The organism is Pseudomonas sp. GZJR-8, assembly GCF_002916705.1.
GTDB classification, from domain to species: domain Bacteria; phylum Pseudomonadota; class Gammaproteobacteria; order Pseudomonadales; family Pseudomonadaceae; genus Aquipseudomonas; species Aquipseudomonas synxantha_A.
The window spans coordinates 32,262-50,466 of record NZ_JXSI01000005.1; the positions used below are offsets into that span (position 1 = coordinate 32,262).

The 18,205-nt window shown below is 60.3% G+C and carries 12 protein-coding genes and 1 pseudogene; 8 read left to right on the forward strand and 5 right to left on the reverse strand.

The window, feature by feature from the left end; all coding sequences use genetic code 11:
• Window positions 1-26 precede the first annotated feature (26 nt).
• On the forward strand, window positions 27-629 hold the full coding sequence (locus tag TK42_RS11920) for a TetR/AcrR family transcriptional regulator (RefSeq protein WP_005788542.1): 603 nt from the start codon (window positions 27-29) through the stop codon (window positions 627-629).
• Here TK42_RS11920 and TK42_RS11925 read toward each other — a convergent pair.
• Window positions 619-1,296: a GNAT family N-acetyltransferase gene (locus tag TK42_RS11925; protein ID WP_103734275.1), complete on the reverse strand. Its 678-nt coding sequence runs from the start codon at window positions 1,294-1,296 to the stop codon at window positions 619-621. The genes TK42_RS11920 and TK42_RS11925 overlap by 11 nt on opposite strands.
• 188 nt (window positions 1,297-1,484) lie before the next feature.
• Here TK42_RS11925 and TK42_RS11930 point away from each other — a divergent pair, with 188 nt between their 5' ends.
• The 5 genes from TK42_RS11930 (at window position 1,485) to TK42_RS11950 (ending at window position 8,118) form a co-directional block, all read left to right on the forward strand.
• Window positions 1,485-2,195, forward strand: a complete 711-nt coding sequence (locus TK42_RS11930; protein WP_078821451.1) for a FadR/GntR family transcriptional regulator — start codon at window positions 1,485-1,487, stop codon at window positions 2,193-2,195.
• Between the two features lie 106 nt (window positions 2,196-2,301).
• A complete protein-coding gene (lhgO, locus tag TK42_RS11935; RefSeq protein WP_103734276.1) occupies window positions 2,302-3,495 on the forward strand; it encodes an L-2-hydroxyglutarate oxidase in 1,194 nt (397 codons plus the stop codon).
• A 56-nt stretch (window positions 3,496-3,551) separates the two neighbouring features.
• Window positions 3,552-4,877 carry an MFS transporter gene (locus TK42_RS11940; protein WP_032875721.1) on the forward strand — a complete coding sequence of 442 codons (1,326 nt, stop codon included), beginning with the start codon at window positions 3,552-3,554 and terminating at the stop codon, window positions 4,875-4,877.
• 81 nt (window positions 4,878-4,958) lie between these two features.
• Entirely contained in the window at window positions 4,959-5,810 is an 852-nt protein-coding gene (locus TK42_RS11945; protein WP_005788547.1) for a CAP domain-containing protein, read from the forward strand.
• 103 nt (window positions 5,811-5,913) lie between these two features.
• Window positions 5,914-8,118: a GAF domain-containing protein gene (locus tag TK42_RS11950; protein WP_103734277.1), complete on the forward strand. Its 2,205-nt coding sequence runs from the start codon at window positions 5,914-5,916 to the stop codon at window positions 8,116-8,118.
• Window positions 8,119-8,154: 36 nt separating this feature from the next.
• On the opposite strand, the pseudogene TK42_RS11955 reads toward TK42_RS11950, so the two are convergent.
• The 4 genes and pseudogenes from TK42_RS11955 to TK42_RS11970 all read right to left on the reverse strand — a co-directional run.
• Window positions 8,155-8,862, reverse strand: a pseudogene (locus TK42_RS11955) (GGDEF domain-containing protein); the annotation flags it as partial.
• Between the two features lie 51 nt (window positions 8,863-8,913).
• Window positions 8,914-11,151: a 1,4-alpha-glucan branching protein GlgB gene (gene glgB / locus TK42_RS11960; RefSeq protein ID WP_103734278.1), complete on the reverse strand. Its 2,238-nt coding sequence runs from the start codon at window positions 11,149-11,151 to the stop codon at window positions 8,914-8,916.
• Window positions 11,148-14,495, reverse strand: coding sequence for a maltose alpha-D-glucosyltransferase (treS, locus tag TK42_RS11965; protein WP_103734279.1), 3,348 nt, complete (start codon window positions 14,493-14,495; stop codon window positions 11,148-11,150). The genes glgB and treS overlap by 4 nt, the downstream gene beginning before the upstream one ends.
• A gap of 148 nt (window positions 14,496-14,643) precedes the next feature.
• Window positions 14,644-16,638: an alpha-1,4-glucan--maltose-1-phosphate maltosyltransferase gene (locus tag TK42_RS11970; RefSeq protein WP_103734280.1), complete on the reverse strand. Its 1,995-nt coding sequence runs from the start codon at window positions 16,636-16,638 to the stop codon at window positions 14,644-14,646.
• A 204-nt stretch (window positions 16,639-16,842) separates the two neighbouring features.
• Between TK42_RS11970 and TK42_RS26965 the strand changes: the two genes are divergently transcribed.
• Entirely contained in the window at window positions 16,843-17,001 is a 159-nt protein-coding gene (locus tag TK42_RS26965) for a hypothetical protein (RefSeq protein ID WP_164699486.1), read from the forward strand.
• A 188-nt stretch (window positions 17,002-17,189) separates the two neighbouring features.
• A complete protein-coding gene (locus TK42_RS11975) occupies window positions 17,190-18,197 on the forward strand; it encodes a M10 family metallopeptidase C-terminal domain-containing protein (RefSeq protein WP_146097872.1) in 1,008 nt (335 codons plus the stop codon).
• Window positions 18,198-18,205: the final 8 nt, after the last annotated feature.

Sequence of the window (18,205 nt, forward strand, 5' to 3'; positions counted from 1 at the left end):
CCTTAAGTTACTTTTGGTATATAAACATGTCAAGCAGTGAATCCCCTGCCCCACGTCGGCGCTTGTCCCGTGAAGATCGCCAGCGCCAATTACTCGATGTGGCGTGGCAATTGGTGCGCGAGGAAGGCACCGACGCCCTGACCCTGGGCCGCCTGGCGGAGCTGGCAGGTGTGACCAAGCCGGTGGTCTACGACCACTTCACCACGCGTGCGGGATTGCTGGCGGCGTTGTATGCCGATTTCGATGCGCGCCAGGACCAGGTCTTTACCGAGGCCATCGACACCAGTAAGGCGACGCTAGAGGACCGGGCATGGGTGATCGCGTCGGCGTATGTCGATTGCGTGCTGTTGCAGGGCCGGGAAATCCCCGGAGTGATTGCCGCGCTGAGCGGCTCGCCGGAGCTGGCGGTACTCAAGCGCGAATATGAGGCGATCTTCCTGGAAAAGTGCTCCAACGCACTGTCACCGTTCGCCTCGGGCGGCGGTGTTTCCAAGGCCGGCTTGCGCGCTATGCTCGGTGCGGCGGAAGCCCTGTCTCATGCGGCAGCCAATGGCGAGATCAGCCGTGAGGAGGCCCAGCAGGAATTGCTGGCGACCATCCTGGGGATGGTCCAGCGGGTCAAATCGTAGGAAACCGCTGCTGGATGTACAGCTGCACCTTGCGCGTCAACTGATCCAGATGCCGGTCACGCTGTTTTTCAGCGTCGACCATGGCGCGCTTGCCGTGCTTTTGCAGCAGGTAGGTATGAATCTGGCGCACTTCCAGCGAACGATAGATCGCTGCCACATCCAACACCCCCATCAAGCCATCGGTGCCGTAGTCCCGGGTGTTCATCAGCACTTGGGTGCCACGTGCGCCGCGCACCTGAAACCCCATGGCCTCGAATGCTGGCACCTTCTCCACCGCACAGGCCAGTTCGGCGTGGGGATAGCGCGCCAGCACATCGCCTAGCATTAGCTTCGCCACGCCCTGGCGACGAAAGCCGGCCTGCACCGCCATAAAGGCAATGCCGCAGGCTTGAGGGTCGTTCTTGACCGGCAGATACAGGCAAAAACCGACAACGGTTTCGTCCTGCATCGCCACGACCAGCTCGACGGCGATGCCCTTCTCGCCATTCAACGCCTCAAGGTACAAGTGCACCTCAAACCCGATGGCGTACTGGTAGATGTTGTAGAGCAAGTTACTTGGCGCCAGCGCGACACTGCTGATGTCGGTGAGGTTGTCCACCACCATCTGCAGGATCTGGCTATTGACCGATTCGGGGCACGGCGTGGTGTAACGGGTAAGGCTGAACATGCAAATTCCTGGAGTTTCGCGTCAAGGCAGCGGCGATTGTACCTGTTGCAGGCCGCTCATGGCCCGCACAGTGAACGCAGGTAACGGGCCTTGCCGCCTATCTTGCTGCACTGATCGTGTTGCACACATATTGACAAGCTAAATTCGTAACGACTATTGTCTGACAACCTGATTACCAAGGTTTCATCATGCTTGAGCTCCAGCGCCCCGACTCGCTTGTCGTACGGGTTGTCAGCGCCATTCGCGCAGAAATCGAATCCGGCCAACTGGCTCCGGAGTCGCGCCTGCCTACCGAACAGCAATTGGCTGAACAGCTCAACGTCAGCCGCTCTGTGGTGCGCGAGGCCATTGCCCAGCTCAAGGCCGACGGTGTTCTCACCGCCCGCCGGGGGTTGGGGTCGTTCATTTCGCAGACCCCGGCCGGCACGGTGTTCCGTTTCCCGCAGCAAAATGGGCGACGGCCTGACCTGGCGCAGATGTTCGAAGTGCGCCTGTGGATCGAAACCCAAGCCGCCTCGATTGCCGCCCAGCGCCGTGACGCCGCCGACCTGCAACGCATGGAAAGCGCCTTGCAGGCCATGCAGGACCATCGCGACGACTTTGAAGCCGCAGCCCTGGCCGATGTGGAATTCCACCGCGCCATTGCCGACGCCAGCAAGAATGACTACTTCGTGGCCTTCCATGACTTCCTCAGAAGCCAGCTGGCGAGCGCACGCAAGACCGCCTGGGAAAACTCTGCCTCGCGCTTCGCCACCGGCTCGGCCGATGCGACCCAGGAACACCAGCAGCTCTATCAGGCCATCGCCGACGGTGATGCCCAACGCGCCGCTGCCAGTGCAGAGGCCCATCTGCGTGCATCCGCACGGCGCTTGCAACTGGAACTGCCTCCCATCAACTGATCGACTTTTTAAAGCGTGTCCCCGGACACGCCATTTTTTTAACAAAAACATTAGTCTGACAACCTGATAAGCAGACCAAAATGTCTAACCTTAGGTACTCCCAGCAATGATTCACGACTTTTGCATTATCGGCGGCGGCATCGTCGGCCTCGCCACTGCCATGGAACTGCTCAAGCGCCAACCCGGCGCATCACTGGTTATCCTGGAAAAGGAGCCGGTGCTGGCCAAGCACCAGACCGGCCACAACAGCGGCGTGATCCACGCCGGTATTTACTACGCCCCCGGCAGCCTCAAGGCCGACCTGTGCAAGCGCGGTGCCGAAGCCACCAAGCAGTTCTGCCGCGAATACGGGATCAAGTTCGAGGTGTGCGGCAAGCTGCTGGTGGCCTCCAGCCCCCTGGAAATGCAACGCATGGAAGCCCTGCACGCCCGCGCCCAGCTCAACGGTATGCAGGTCGAGCGCCTGGATGCCGAGCAACTGCGCGAGCGTGAACCAAACATCGTCGGCCTGGGCGGCTTGTTTCTCGATGCCACCGGCATTGTCGATTACCGCCAGGTGTGCGAGACCATGGCCCAGGTGATTCGCCGCAACGACGGGCAGATCTGCCTGGAACGCACGGTCACTGCGATCCACGAAGACACCGATAAAGTCACGGTCCATACCCAGGGCGAAACCTGGCAGGCGCGGCACCTGGTGGTGTGCGCCGGTTTGCAATCGGACCGCCTGGCTCGCCTGGCCGGGATCAGTATCGACCATCAGATCATCCCGTTTCGCGGCGAGTACTTCCGCTTGCCGGCGGCAAAGAACAACATCGTCAACCACCTGATCTACCCGATCCCCGACCCGCAGTTGCCGTTTCTCGGCGTGCACCTGACACGCATGATCGACGGCAGTGTCACCGTCGGCCCGAATGCCGTGCTGGGCCTGGGCCGCGAGAACTACCGCAAGTTCTCGGTGAACTGGCGCGATGTGGCGCAATACGCCAGCTTCCCGGGTTTCTGGAAAACCCTCTGGCAGAACCTCGGCTCCGGCACCACCGAGATGAAAAACTCTTTGTTCAAGTCCGGCTACCTGGAGCAGTGCCGCAAGTACTGCCCTTCACTGACCCTCGACGACTTGCTGCCCTACGAGGCCGGTATCCGTGCCCAGGCAGTCATGCGCGACGGCAGCCTGGTACACGATTTCCTATTCGCCCAAACCCCGCGAATGCTCCACGTGTGCAACGCACCTTCACCGGCCGCCACCTCGGCCATGCCCATCGGCGCGATGATCGCCGACCGTCTGTTCCAGCCTCAGTAATACCCGTACTGCCCGTTCACCCAAAAATAACTACAAAGACCAGAAGGAAATCCAGCATGTCGGCATCCGCCTCCATCCCCGGCACCGAAACGCCCGAACAAACCCGCAAGCGCCTGCGCAAAGTGGCCGCCGCCACCATCTTTGGCTCGATGCTGGAGTGGTACGACTTTTACCTGTACGCCACCATGGCGGCCATTGTGTTTTCGAAGATCTTCTTCGATAACAGCGACCCGAAAACGGCCACGCTGATGGCCTTTTCCACCTTTGCCATCGGCTTTATCGCCCGCCCTTTCGGCGGCATTCTGTTCGGCTACCTGGGTGACAAGTTCGGACGCAAGCAGGTGCTGGTGCTGACCTTCTGCCTGATGGGCGTGTGCACCACGCTGATCGGCCTGATCCCCAGCTATGCCTCCATTGGTATCTGGGCGCCGATCCTGCTGGTGTTCATCCGCATCATCCAGGGGCTGGGCGCGGGTGCTGAACTGTCGGGCGCCGCGGTAACTTCCTACGAACACGCCTCCCATGGCAAGCGCGGCAGCCAAGGTGCCTGGCCGGCACTGGGGCTGAACCTGGGCCTGTTGCTGTCCTCACTGACCATTTACCTGCTGACCATCAACGGTAACGAGTTCTTGCTGGCCGGCGGTTGGCGCATCCCGTTTATCTGCAGCATCGTGCTGGTGGGCGTGGGTCTGTGGGTGCGTAACAGCATTCCGGAAACCCCGCAGTTCGAGGAACTGAGCAAGGAAAAAGCCAAGGCCAAGCCGTCGCCCCTTAAAGCGTTGTTCAAGAACGACCTCAAGGGCCTCGCCGTGGTGTTCTTTGTCGCGATTGGCTACAACGCCCTGAGCTATATCTTCAAGACCTTCTCCCTGGCGTACCTGACCCAATTCAAAGGTGTGGATGTACACGTCACCTCCCTGTCGGTGACCATCGCCAGCCTGGTGGCCATCGTGGCCGTGCCTTGCTTTGGCTGGCTGTGCGACAAGTGGAGCAGCAAGATTGTGTTGATGCTCGGCGGTCTGTGCTCGCTGCTGTTCGCCTACCCGTTCCTGGCCCTGCTCAACAGTGGTGAAAGCCTGATGATCTATCTGGCCATCGGTGTGGGCACCGGTATCCTTGCGCCGATGATGTTTGCGCCCCAGGGCTCGTTCCTGAGCCGGCAATTCCCGACCCAGACGCGCTCATCGGGCTTCGGCACCGGGCGCGAAATCGGCACCGCGATTGCCGGTGGCCTGGCACCGCTGGGCGCGCTGTCGATGGTGGCGGCCTCGGCCACTCATTCCACCGATGGCGTGGTGGTTATCCTCGCGATTTCCGCCCTGCTGGTGGTGGTGTTCGCCCTCTGCGATCAGGGTGCAAAACACTCGACATTCAAGAACTGAAGAAAAAAGTTCGGACCAACGGGTGCATGGATGCACCTGGATCGCGCATCATGGGCACTTTCAAGCTCAAGGGTAACGTCCATGCGCGTTCTGTCATTGATGATGGGTCTTACGACGCTGGCCGCCACTACGGTGTTCTGCGCCAGCGCGATGGCGAATGAAGAAAGTCAGTTAGTCCAACAGATCAACCAATACCGCAGCCAGGTGCAACGCTGCGGTGACCAGGGTTCCCAGGAACTGCCACCGCTGACCAGCGACACACGGCTGGTGCTGCCGGCCTCCAATGTCGGCGATTTGCAGCAGTCGCTGGCGCGGGCTGCGTACCCTATGGTCAACGTGCAGGCCATCAGCCTGTCCGGGCCCAAGGATGCCGACGCCGCCATGAAAGCAGTGCGCGAAAGCTTCTGTCGGGTCGTACTGGACCCGCAATATGTCGACATCGGCGTCAGCAACAGCGGCCAGGATTGGCGCATCGTGCTGGCCCGCCCGCTGCTGACCAGTGGCCTGGGCGACTGGCAGACCGAAGGCAAGCAACTGCTGAACCTGGTCAACGCTGCGCGCGCCGAACCACATCAATGCGGCACCCAGGCGTTCAGCGCGACCACGCCGCTGTCGTGGAACGACACCCTGGCCAGCGCGGCCAACAGCCACACGCGCAACATGGCCAACGGCAACTTCTTCGACCACCTGGACCACGACGGTCGTACTCCCGGTGACCGCGCCGAACTGGCCGGGTATATCGCAAAGAACATCGGCGAAAACATCGCTGCCGGCCTCGATACCCCTCGCAAGGTCGTGGACGGTTGGCTCGCCAGCCCCGGCCATTGCGCCAACCTGATGAACCCGCAATTTCGCGAATTGGGCGCGGCCTACGCGATGGACCCAAAAAGCGATGCGGGTATCTATTGGACAGGTGTATTCGCCGCTCAATAACCTGGATATTCGCGCTGAACTGGGAGCAGTCATTCAGGTCTGTTGCTTGGCAACCTGACGTTTCAGGCAATAGTCGAACCGCGGTAGATAAGGTGTTGACCCCATGATGAATTGGCTGCAAGGCAACAGCGACATGGCCGAGCGGGTCCGCCAGCATGATTGGGCCAGTACGCCCCTCGGCCCGCTGGAGCAGTGGTCCGATGTATTGAAGACCACCGTCGCGCTGTGCTTCGCTTCCAGGTTTCCCCAGGCCATTGTTTGGGGGCCTGAGTTGATTACGCTCTACAACGATGCATTCCGGCCGATTCTGGGCAACAAGCCGGAGGCACTGGGCCGCCCTTTCAGCGAGGTGTGGCACGAGGCCTGGAGCGAGATAAGCCCCATCGCCAGCGCGGCGTTCGACGGTCATGCCACCTATATTGAAAACTTCCCGCTGATGCTCAAGCGCAATGGCGCGCCGGAACAGGCGTATTTCACTTTTTGCTACAGCCCTATCCGCGACTCCCGAGGCAACGTGGTGGGTATGCTCGATACGGTGACCGAGACCACCTCCACCGTATTCCTCGCCCGTCGCCTGGCGGTGCTGGATGCCATCGGCAACGCCGTGGCCAGCGCCACCGACGCCGAAGCCATCATGACATCGACCACCCAACTGCTGGCGCAACACCTGCAAGTGTCGATTTGCGCCTATGCCGATATGGATGAGGATGAAGATGGCTTCACTATCCGTGGCGACTGGGCGGCGCAGGGCTCACCCAGCATCATCGGCCACTACAGCCTGGCGGCGTTCGGCGAACGCGCGGTGAGGGCTCTGCGTGCCGGTCAGCCCCTGGTGATCCGCGATAACCTGATCGAACTGCCCGCCGATGAGTCGGCAACCTTCCAGGCGCTGGGCGTCACGGCTACCATCTGCGTGCCGCTGATCAAGGATGGACGTCTCACGGCGCTGATGGCCGTGCATGACAAACAGCCCCGCTACTGGTCGCCCTATGATCTGGCGTTGTTGGGTGAAGTGACCGAACGGTCCTGGGCGCACATCGAGCGCGTGCGCGCCGATGCCGCCGTACGCGAGGGTTTGGCGGCCTACACCGAACTCAACGCCACACTGGAGCAGCGCGTGGAAGAACGCACCCTCGCGCTGGCCCAGGCCGAGGCCGCGCTGCGCCAGTCACAGAAGCTTGAAGCCATCGGCCAACTGACCGGCGGCGTCGCCCATGACTTCAACAACCTGCTGACCATCATTCGCTCGTCAGTGGACTTCCTGCGCCAACCGAACTTGTCGCAAGAGCGTCGCCAGCGCTACATGAGCGTCGTCTCCGACACCGTGGAGCGGGCCAGTAAACTCACCAGCCAATTGCTTGCCTTCGCCCGTCGCCAGCCGTTGAACCCGCAGGTATTGGATGTCAGCCAGCGGGTACGCAACATCGGCGAGATGCTTGAAAGTGTCACCGGCGCCCGCATTCATGTACAGGTGCAGTTGCCCGATCAGCCGTGCTACGCACGCATTGACCCCAGCCAACTCGAAACCGCGCTGCTCAACATCGCACTCAATGCTCGCGACGCAATGGACGGCCAGGGCACCCTGACCCTCAAGGTCGCCACACAGCAAGCGCTGCCGCGCATCCGCGGTGACGCCGAGTCGCGCCTGCCGTACATCAGCATCTCTCTGACCGACACCGGCACCGGTATTGCCAGCGACACCATCGACCGTATCTTCGAGCCGTTCTTCACCACCAAGGCCGTTGGCAAAGGCACCGGGCTGGGCCTGTCGCAAGTCTTCGGCTTTGCCAAACAGTCGGGCGGCAACATCGATGTGGCAAGTACCCTCGGCCAGGGCACTGTGTTCACCTTGTATTTGCCCCAAGTGGAAGGCGAACCCGCCCCGCAGCAGGACGAACAGGAGCAACTTGTACCGCCGCAGGAGGCTGCCCAACGGCATGTTCTGATCGTAGAAGACAACCTGGAAGTGGGACGTTTCGCCAGCCAGATCCTCAAGGACCTGGGCTACAAGACCACTTGGGCGACCAATGCCGAGCAGGCACTGGCCCTCGCTGGCAACAACGCCCGAGCCTTCGACGCGATTTTTTCGGATGTGGTCATGCCGGGGATGACCGGCGTTGCGATGGCCAGACTGCTGCGTGAGCGGCGTCTGGACCTGCCGGTGGTACTTGTCTCAGGCTACAGCGAAGAGCTGGCGGACAGCGGTTATGAGGGGTTTGAGTTCCTCGCCAAACCCTACTCCGCCGAACAGGTCGCCAGGGCGTTGGTGAGGGCGATGTCCAAGGATCAGACCGCTACGGCCACCTGATCAAGACCTTGAGCCTTAGCGGTGCAGGTCTTCAAACCCGTCGCGCTCATCGGTTTGGGCCGCGCGGGTTGAAAGACGGTGTGTACGCTCCATTTGCCGAGTCAGGCGGAAGGCTTTTTCCAGCGCATCGGACAGTTTGCAGGTGGCCGTCACCACAAAAGATGAAAACACCAGCACCGCCAGGGCCACACCCACTTGCATCGGCGCCGGCTGGAACAACAGCCACAGCGTACAGGGCAACAGCACCAACGCCATCGAACTCAAGGTCATGTAGCGAAAGGCCGAGTAGCAGGACACCGCACTGACTGACATTCCTACGGTAAAGAGCATCACCAGTACCTGGGACACTCGGTCATCGACCGGCATCACCGCCAGCGCTCCACCTCCCCAGATGCCAGCCGACAACATCAGCGTGATCCAGTAACGCCGCTCCCAACGCTTTGGGGTGCGCTCGCTGTCAGGGCAGCGAAACCACTGCACGAACATGTGCAGGCGCAGCAGTGACGAGCAACCCAGCAGCACCAGCCATACCAGAATGATTCGATGATCGAAGCGATCCCAGCACAGCCAGCAGAGCATGGCGGCCCCCAGATAACTACCGAAGACGGCCGAGAACGACTGGCGAAACAGTTGGTGCAACCGGTCGGTTCGCACTTGCTGCTCGATGATGGGATCCTGATCTTGCCCATGCCCAAGGCTGTTCATGCAATGCGCCTGTGTCGATTGCGACGGCAAAGGCGCCATTGTGGCACCCTGCCAGTATCGGGAACAACTGCATCCGCCAATCCAGTGCCCTTACAGCTCCTGCGGACGCAGAATCAACACACCCAGCGGCGGCAGGTTCAACGACAGTGACACCGGTTGCCCATGACGCGGCTCATCCTGGGTGAACACCTCTCCCCCATTGCCAAAGTTGGAACCGGCGTAAGTGTCCGCATCACTGTTGATTACCTCACTCCAACGCCCGCCGAACGGCACACCAACCGCATAGCCTTCACGCGGCACCGGAGTGAAGTTAGCAACCACAAGCATCGGCCGGCCGTCCTTGCTCCAGCGCAGCCAGGCGTAAACACTGTTGATCGCATCATCGCCAATCAGCCACTGGAAGCCTTGGGGAGCATCATCCTGTTCATGCAGCGCCGGCTCCTCGCGGTACAGGCGGTTCAAATCGCCCACCAGCTTCTGCACACCACGGTGCTCAGGGTATTGCAGCAGATACCAGTCCAGTTGCTGGTCGTGGTTCCATTCGCGCCACTGGCCAAATTCGCAGCCCATAAACAACAGCTTCTTGCCCGGGTGCATCCACATGAAACTCAGATAGGCGCGCAGATTGGCAAACTTCTGCCAGCGATCTCCCGGCATCTTGTCGATCAGCGAGTGCTTGCCGTGCACCACTTCGTCGTGTGAGATCGGCAAGATAAACCGCTCGGACCAGGCATATACCAGGCCGAAGCTCAGCTCGTTGTGATGATGGGCACGGTAGACCGGGTCTTGCTGGATGTAGTGCAGCGAGTCATGCATCCAGCCCATGTTCCACTTGTAATTGAACCCCAGGCCACCTTGCTGGGTAGGCTGGCTGACCCCCGGCCATGCCGTCGATTCCTCGGCGATCACCAGCGCGCCGGGCGCTTCAAGGGCGACCACGTCGTTCAAATGCCGCAGAAAATCGATGGCTTCCAGGTTCTCGCGCCCGCCATGGCGGTTGGGCACCCACTCGCCGGCCTTGCGCGAATAATCGCGGTACAACATCGAAGCCACCGCATCCACCCGTAGCCCATCCACATGAAAATGCTTGAGCCAGTGCAGGGCCGAGGCCAGCATGAAGCCGTGCACTTCCGTACGGCCCAGGTTGTAGATCAGCGTGTCCCAGTCCTGGTGAAAGCCCTCCAGCGGGTTGGCATACTCGTACAACGCTGTGCCGTCGAACTGCGCCAGGCCGTGGGTATCGGTGGGGAAATGCGCCGGCACCCAATCGAGAATCACGCCGATATCCGCCTGGTGACAGGCATTGACGAACCAGGCGAAATCCTCGGGCGATCCAAAGCGTGCACTCGGGGCGAATTGCGACAAAGCCTGATAGCCCCACGAGCCACCAAAGGGGTGCTCCATGATCGGCATCAGCTCGATATGGGTGAAGCCCAGTTGCTGCACGTAGGGGATCAAGCGCTCCGCCAGTTCACGCCAGCCGTATTGACGGGCGACCTCGCCGGTCTCGTCCAGCTCGCACTGCCAGGAGCCCACGTGCAGCTCGTAGATCGACAACGGCGCCGTGGATTTCTGCTTGTCACCCCGGGCTTGCATCCACTCATGGTCTTGCCAGTCCACCTGCAACGGTGCGGCGACCTTGGAGGCCGTGTCGGGCGGCAGTTGGGTGGCCAGCGCCACCGGGTCGGCCTTGAGCGGCAGGATCCCATGGGCCCCGAGGATTTCGTATTTGTAGGCAGCGCCCGGCTGCAAACGCGGGATAAAAATCTCCCACACGCCGGAGGGATGACGCAGGCGCATCGGATGGCGGCGACCGTCCCAGATATTGAAATCGCCCACTACCGAAACCCGCCGCGCATTCGGTGCCCACACCGCAAAGCGCACACCTTGCACGCCATCGACACTGGTCACCTGGGCCCCCAGGCAACTGCCCAGGTCGCGGTGATTGCCTTCGGCAAACAGGTAAAGGTCCATTTCCCCCAACAGCAATTGACTGAAGCTGTAGGGGTCTTCGGTAATCTGTTCACCGCCCGCCCACTGGATTTTCAACAGGTACGGCTGGCGCGTGCTGAACTGCCCGACAAACAAGCCTGGCACCTGGGTTGCCTCGAGGCTGCCCAGCACTTCACCGCCATCCCGGCTGAGTACCTGAACGCTGAGCGCCTCTGGCAGAAAGGCGCGAATAAACTGCCCGCCCTGCTCGTCGTCATGCGGGCCCAGGATCGAGAACGGATCCGGGTGTTCGGCGCGTACCAGCGCTTCGACGTCCTTGGACGCCGGCAATGCAGTCAACTTGGGCTGCAGCGGTTCTTTATGTGTAAAACTCATGACGTCTCCCCACCGCGTACAGGTTTCGATTTAGGTGTAAGCCCGCTCAGCAAGCCATGCAGCCCTTGCAAGGGCACCGGCAACCAGGTCGGGCGATTTTCCGCTTCGTAGGCCACTTCGTACGCGGCCTTTTCCAGGCTGAACAACGTCAGCGCTGCGTCCTGGCCGTTGGCATCCTGCCAATCATGCGCCAGTGTAGACGTCGCCGTCTGATAAGCCTGAGTAAATGCCTCGCGGGCTTCACTCAGATAGCGATCGGTGACGCGCTTGCGCGCAGTGTTGGCTTGCGGTGTCTGATCCACTGCTTGCACATTCAGGGCCATGGCCGCCGCGTAGTCAAAGGAGCGCAGCACTCCGCTCACATCTTTATAGGGGCTGTGCTTGCCGCGCCGCTCATGCAACGGCCGCGCAGGTTCCCCTTCAAAGTCGATCAGGTACGCGTCGCCCTTGACCACCAGCACCTGGCCCAGGTGCAAGTCACCGTGGACACGAATCCGCAGCCCGCCGACCGTGGCCTTCGCCAACGCCTGGACATGCCCGGCGATGGCTTTTTTGTGTACCAGTAACTCACTGACCAACGCCTGGTCAGCGGGGTTCAACTGGCTTTGATGAAGCTTGAGCAATTGCAGCGCACGCTCGATCTGCGCGCCGACATCCTTGGCCCAGGCCTGAGTATCCTTGGCGGTGGTGACTTGCGGTTGGAAGTCCTTGTCATCCGTTGGCGCACCCAGCACCCCATGCATTTCCCCCAGGCGCTGGCCGAGCGCCGCGGCGAAATCCGCCAGTTCGCCAAGGGCGTTGTAGTGCTGCTCCTGTTCAGAAATGGCCTCGGCCAACTCGTCGCGGATCGCCCGTTCCAGGTTGTTCTGGGTCCAGCTCCAGGCATCGCCCTGGTTGCTCAGGTAGCCCTGGGCAATCATCAGCAGGTTGTCCTGCCCCTGCGCGTCGCGGCGGCTCATAAAGCCCAGCAAAGGCGAGATATTCGGGTAGCCGGCGGCGGTCAGGTAGGCGCTCATTTCCAGCTCCGGGTGTACCCCGGCGCTGACTTTGCGAATCAGCTTGAGCACCAGGCTTTCGCCCACCACCACCGAACTGTTGGACTGCTCGGCAGACAAGTAACGCACCGGCGATTCGTGAGTCAGTTGCAGCCCGGCCAGGTGTCCGGTCGCCTCAAACCGCAGATCGCCCTCACTGGAGTTGAGCACGGTCCCTGCCTGCATGGCCTGGATGACTTCACGGATGAAAGGCTCAAGGCTGAAGGCATCGGTCACCAACCCTACCTGGCGGGTACGTCGCACCCGGGCCAGGGCCAATTGCTGGGGCAAGGCGCTGCTCACCTGATCTTCGCCGAGAAAGCCCAACGGCAGTTGATAACGGCTGACCTGACCGCCGCTGCTGACCTCGACTTCACTGAGCAATACCGGGTGCTGTGGGTCGCCAAAACGTACGCCGTAAGCGATGCGCACGCTGTCGATCGCCGTGTCTTTGCCGGCAAACCAGCGACGTTTGGGCAACCAGGCTGGCAATGAGGTTTGTTCCAGGCTGGTGCGGCAAGGCTCTTCGAGTAATTCTTCCATGCGTTTTTTCAGTACCAGAGTGGTGAAGTCGGGCATGCTCTGCGCCGGTTCCACATGCCAGCTTGGCATCTGGTTTTCCGTCGCCAGCACAAACCAGTAAAAGCCATAGGGCGCCAGGGTCAGCAGGAAATTCAGCTGGCCAATCGGTGGAAAGGCATTACCGCCGAGCATCTCCACCGGCACCATGCCGGCGAAGGCAGACAAGTCCAGCTCCGCCGCCTGGGCGCTGCGCGACACATTGGCCACGCACAGGATGATTTCGGTGTGGCCGTCTTCCCCCGTGTATTCACGGGTGTAAGCCAGGATGCGCCGATTGGTCGGCGAGAGCATTTTCAGGCTGCCACGGCCAAAGGCCTTGGACTGCTTGCGCACCGCGAGCATGCGCCGGGTCCAGTTCAGCAACGAATGCGGGTCCTGGGCCTGGGTCTCGACGTTGACCGATTGATAACCGTATTGCGGGTCCATGATCGGCGGCAATACAAGGCTGGCCGGGTTGGCACGGGAGAAGCCGCCATTGCGGTCGATAGACCACTGCATCGGCGTACGCACACCGTCGCGGTCGCCCAAGTAGATGTTGTCACCCATGCCGATCTCATCGCCGTAATACAAAGTCGGTGTGCCCGGCATCGACAACAACAGGCTGTTGAGCAACTCGACACGGCGACGATCACGCTCCATCAGCGGCGCCAGGCGTCGACGAATACCCAGGTTGATTCGGGCGCGGCGGTCTGCGGCGTAGTAGTTCCACAGGTAGTCTCGTTCTTTGTCGGTGACCATCTCCAGGGTCAGCTCATCATGGTTGCGCAGGAAGATCGCCCATTGGCAATTGGCGGGAATCTCCGGGGTCTGGCGCAGAATATCGGTGATGGGAAAGCGGTCTTCCTGGGCCAGCGCCATATACATGCGCGGCATCAGCGGGAAGTGGAAGGCCATATGGCATTCATCGCCGTCATCGCCTTTGCGCTCACCGAAATACAGCTGCGTGTCTTCGGGCCATTGGTTAGCTTCAGCCAGCAGCATTCGGTCGGGATAATGGGCATCTATTTCGGCGCGAATCTGCTTGAGGACGTCGTGGGTTTCAGCCAGGTTTTCGTTGTTGGTGCCGTCGCGTTCGATCAGGTAGGGGATGGCGTCCAGACGCAGGCCGTCAATGCCCAGGTCCAGCCAATAGCGCATCACCGACAGTACGGCCTTCATGACTTGCGGGTTATCGAAGTTGAGGTCGGGCTGGTGGGAGTAGAAGCGGTGCCAGAAGTACTGGCCGGCGACCGGGTCCCAGGTCCAGTTGGATTTTTCGGTATCGAGAAAAATGATGCGCGTGCCGTCGTACTTCTGGTCATCGTCCGACCACACGTAGAAGTCCCGCGCGGCCGAACCCGGCTTGGCCTTGCGCGCACGCTGGAACCAGGGGTGCTGGTCGGAGGTGTGGTTGATCACCAGCTCGGTAATTACCCGCAGCCCGCGTTTATGCGCCTCGGCGATGAAGCGTTTGGCATCGGCCATGGTCCCGTAGTCGCTGTGCACGCCACGGTATTCGGCAATATCGTAGCCGTCATCGCGACGTGGCGAGGGGTAGAACGGCAATAGCCAGATGGTGTTCACGCCAAGGTCGGCAATATAGTCGAGCTTGGCAATCAGCCCGGGGAAGTCACCGATGCCATCATTGTTGGAGTCAAAGTAGGATTTGACGTGAACCTGGTAAATCACCGCATCCTTGTACCAGAGCGGGTCTTTGATGAAGGTGGCTGTCTTGGGTTTCTTCGCCATCGGGAACTCCTGAAAACACTAAAGTTCTGCAGACGGAATGCGATCCAGTGTGGGAGCTGGCTTGCCTGCGATAACGGTCTGTCAGTACCTGAAATGGTGGCTGACAAATCGCTATCGCAGGCAAGCCAGCTCCCACAGGGGAACTCCATCAGCCTGGGGAATGGGTGATGCGCCAGATTCCAAAGGGCATCTGCGGTTCAAGCCGTGTCCATTGGGTCTTGCCGTACCAGGTCCAACGGTGGCCGTTCATCAAGTCTTCACCCTGGGTCTGGGCGTCATCCGGCAGGCCCAGCTCCCACAGCGGTAGTTCAAAATGGGCTTCCTGAGCGTTAAAGGGGTCGAGGTTGACTGCCACCAGAATGAAGTTGCTGCCATCTTCGCTGCGCTTGCCGAAATACAGGATGTTGTCGTTCCAGGCGTTGTAGAGCTTGAGCCCCAGGTGTGTGTGCAGGGCCGGGTTCTGCCGACGGATACGGTTGAGTTGGGCGATCTCGGCAATGATGTTGCCGGGGGCGGTGAAGTCCCGCGGGCGGATTTCGTACTTCTCCGAATCCAGGTATTCCTCCTTGCCCGGCACTGGCGCGGCTTCGCACAGTTCAAAGCCTGAATACATGCCCCACAGGCCCGAGCCCATGGCCGCCAGCGCGGCACGAATCAAGAAGCCGGCGCGCCCGGACTGGTGCAAAAAGCCTGGGTTGATATCAGGTGTATTGACGAAGAAGTTCGGCCGGTAGCATTCGCGCCACGGCGACTGGTTCAATTGCGTCAGGTACTCGCTCAACTCGGCCTTGGTATTGCGCCAGGTGAAGTAGGTGTAGCTCTGGGAGTAGCCGACCTTGCCCAGGCGCGCCATCATCGCCGGAGTCGTAAAGGCCTCGGCGAGGAAGATCACCTCAGGGTATCTGGACCTGACATCACTGATCAGCCATTGCCAGAATGGCAGCGGCTTGGTGTGGGGATTATCGACGCGAAAGGTCTTCACGCCCTCTTCCACCCAACCCACCACAATATCGCGCAGCTCTGTCCATAAGCCCGGAATCGCATCCGCCGCATAAAAATCGACGTTAACGATGTCCTGGTACTTTTTCGGCGGGTTCTCTGCGTATTTAATCGTGCCATCGGGGCGCCAGTTGAACCAGCCAGGGTGCTGTTCAAGCCACGGATGGTCCTGGGAGCATTGGATGGCAAAGTCCAGCGCAATTTCCAGGCCGTGGTCGGCAGCGGCTTTGACCAGGCGACGGAAATCCTCACGACTGCCCAGTTGCGGGTGAATCGCCTCGTGCCCGCCCTCCTCGCTGCCGATGGCATAGGGGCTGCCCGGATCATCGGGGCCGGCGGTGAGTGAGTTGTTCTTACCCTTGCGATGGCTGCGGCCGATGGGATGGATCGGCGGGAAATACAGCACGTCAAAGCCCATGTCGTGGATCATCGACAAGCGCGAGTGCACGTCATTGAATGTGCCGTGGCGGGCCGGATCGTCGGTGATCGAGCGGGGAAACAGCTCATACCAACTGGCGAACTGCGCCGCCTCACGCTCTACGTCAATCGGGTAGGCGGGGCTGATGCTCAGATAAGCGCGATGATCGGCCTGGGTCATCAAGTGTGCACTGTCTTCGTGCAGGAACAACGCCACCTGCTCGGTTTCCAGCAGGCCCGACAATTCGTGGTGCAGCAACATCAAGCGATCGCGCAATTCGTTGTCACTGCGCTCGGCGGCCTGCAACACCAGGCTACGGCCCTCCTGCAATTCAAGGCTGACCGGCACCCCGGCCTCGTGTTTCTTGCGCAGTTCATAGCAGAAGCTGGCGAAGGTATCGATCCATGCCTCGATGCAGTATTCATGCGGGCCGAGGTGGGCGACGGTGAACGCGCCCTCCCAGCCATTGTTACCGACATCGGTCATGACCACGCTGTGCCAGCTTTCATCCTCCAGCGCGTGCCAGCGGATCAGCACCGCCAGTTTGTCGTGGCCATCGGCGAACACTTTACTGGTGACATTGACGCGCTGGCCGACCACGGCCTTGACGGCAAATTCCCCCCTGTCGATCACCGGCATGGTGCTTTCGATAGCGATCCTGGGTAACAACAGCGCTTGCGACAACGGCAGTGCGCAGCCCTCTGGAGCCAGTGTTTCAGCAGTCATCGAGCATCTTCCCCTTACGCCCCGTGGACGCTCTTTGCTTGATCCGAATTCAAGTACGGCGACGCTCTCCCTGAGCAGAGCCGTTTAAAGTCCGAGCCTGGGCGCGCGGCAAAAGTTCAGGTGGATATGTGGCCGCCGGGCGGGGAATCAATTCCCCAAGGCAATGGTCCACCCATAGAGCCAAGCACAAAGGAGGCCACACTGATGAATATCCCAATACCCCCTGAGCCCGAAGATCCGAATATCGATGCCCCGCCCTTGCCGCCTTCGGAGCCGACGCCGGCGCCAAAGCAGGAACCCCCTGAAGATGAGCCACCCGCAGCGCAAGAACCGCCCACGACCACGCCGCCGGTCATCGTCTGAGTCACAATGATGGAGGTTCGCTCGGGAGGGGCCAGGCTGTTCTTCAACTCGAGCGAGCCGCAAAAAATCGAACTCTCCTACAGACACTGGGAACAAGCCTGAATGCTCGCGTGACTGCAGGTTTATATATTTACCTCGCACTCAACCCATCTTCCGATGGGAAGTTCTGATCCTATCGCGAGGACACCATGTCGACTATCAACCCTCAGCACTTTTCCCGCACGCAGCCATCGCCACCTGGACACTCCAGCGGCGCCCACGCTCAGGGCCGGCCAACACAGCAGCAGGTGGATGCGTTGCTCAACGCTGGCCCGAACTGGTCCGTTACGCCCAAGGCACCGGACCGTGCACAGCAATCGCCTGACACGCGTTCCAATCAGACCTCTCCTGAGCAACACGCAGACGCGACGAAACGCGTGAGCGATACTCATACACTATTGACCCCGGAAACAATCAACGCGCTACAGGGCAATCCGGACTCTGCCCAATCTCGTGCGATCAAGTCCGAACTCGAATGGATTTTTCAGCCAGAAAACAGGCGCGCAGCGTTACGTGGGCCCGACGCCAAAGCGAACCGCAAAAAATTTGAAGAGATGAGCGTCGTGCTCAATGCCGGTGCCAGGAACCTGAACTCAGCCAAGCACAAAACAACAGAAGAGGTAATGAATAAATTCGCCTTTAAAAATATCGAGGCCCTGCTCGGGGCATTTGACGGCGACGCCTCGAGCTCTTTTGGCCGTCTCGATAACTCACTCGCAGAGTTAGCCAAAATCAAACAACACTATTCCAGGATGGACTCGACCTATAAAACCTTAAGCAATACCTGCGATTCGCTGGCCAAGGAAAAGCTCGACGCGTCACAAGCAGATGCCACGCCACCGCCATCGGCCTCCGACACTGGCCACGACAGCTCTGCAACCTACAGCTTCCGCTCTGCCAGTGAATCCACACTCGAATCTCCTCAAGAGATCCGGAATTTCAAATCCCAAGACAAACTGAACCTGACCGGCATTCAGAAACAGTTGAACACCCCGCTGCGATGGGTTGAGCGCACCCCAGAGTCGACCGGGGAGATACAGATTCAATATTCGCCCAATAACAATGTCAGCGTGGTAGTCATTGCTGATGCTCCAGGCAAGCCACCCTTTGTACTGAAGGTGTTTGGTGAGGTGCGCCAAAGCAACATCGTGACCTGATGGCTGGG

What these genes read in the sequence shown, in the direction of transcription:
- TK42_RS11920 (WP_005788542.1), top strand. Translation starts at nt 27, where the DNA reads ATGTCAAGCAGTGAATCCCCTGCCCCACGTCGGCGCTTGTCCCGTGAA.
- TK42_RS11925 (WP_103734275.1), bottom strand. Translation starts at nt 1,296, where the DNA reads ATGTTCAGCCTTACCCGTTACACCACGCCGTGCCCCGAATCGGTCAAT.
- TK42_RS11930 (WP_078821451.1), top strand. Translation starts at nt 1,485, where the DNA reads ATGCTTGAGCTCCAGCGCCCCGACTCGCTTGTCGTACGGGTTGTCAGC.
- lhgO (WP_103734276.1), top strand. Translation starts at nt 2,302, where the DNA reads ATGATTCACGACTTTTGCATTATCGGCGGCGGCATCGTCGGCCTCGCC.
- TK42_RS11940 (WP_032875721.1), top strand. Translation starts at nt 3,552, where the DNA reads ATGTCGGCATCCGCCTCCATCCCCGGCACCGAAACGCCCGAACAAACC.
- TK42_RS11945 (WP_005788547.1), top strand. Translation starts at nt 4,959, where the DNA reads ATGCGCGTTCTGTCATTGATGATGGGTCTTACGACGCTGGCCGCCACT.
- TK42_RS11950 (WP_103734277.1), top strand. Translation starts at nt 5,914, where the DNA reads ATGATGAATTGGCTGCAAGGCAACAGCGACATGGCCGAGCGGGTCCGC.
- glgB (WP_103734278.1), bottom strand. Translation starts at nt 11,151, where the DNA reads ATGAGTTTTACACATAAAGAACCGCTGCAGCCCAAGTTGACTGCATTG.
- treS (WP_103734279.1), bottom strand. Translation starts at nt 14,495, where the DNA reads ATGGCGAAGAAACCCAAGACAGCCACCTTCATCAAAGACCCGCTCTGG.
- TK42_RS11970 (WP_103734280.1), bottom strand. Translation starts at nt 16,638, where the DNA reads ATGACTGCTGAAACACTGGCTCCAGAGGGCTGCGCACTGCCGTTGTCG.
- TK42_RS26965 (WP_164699486.1), top strand. Translation starts at nt 16,843, where the DNA reads ATGAATATCCCAATACCCCCTGAGCCCGAAGATCCGAATATCGATGCC.
- TK42_RS11975 (WP_146097872.1), top strand. Translation starts at nt 17,190, where the DNA reads ATGTCGACTATCAACCCTCAGCACTTTTCCCGCACGCAGCCATCGCCA.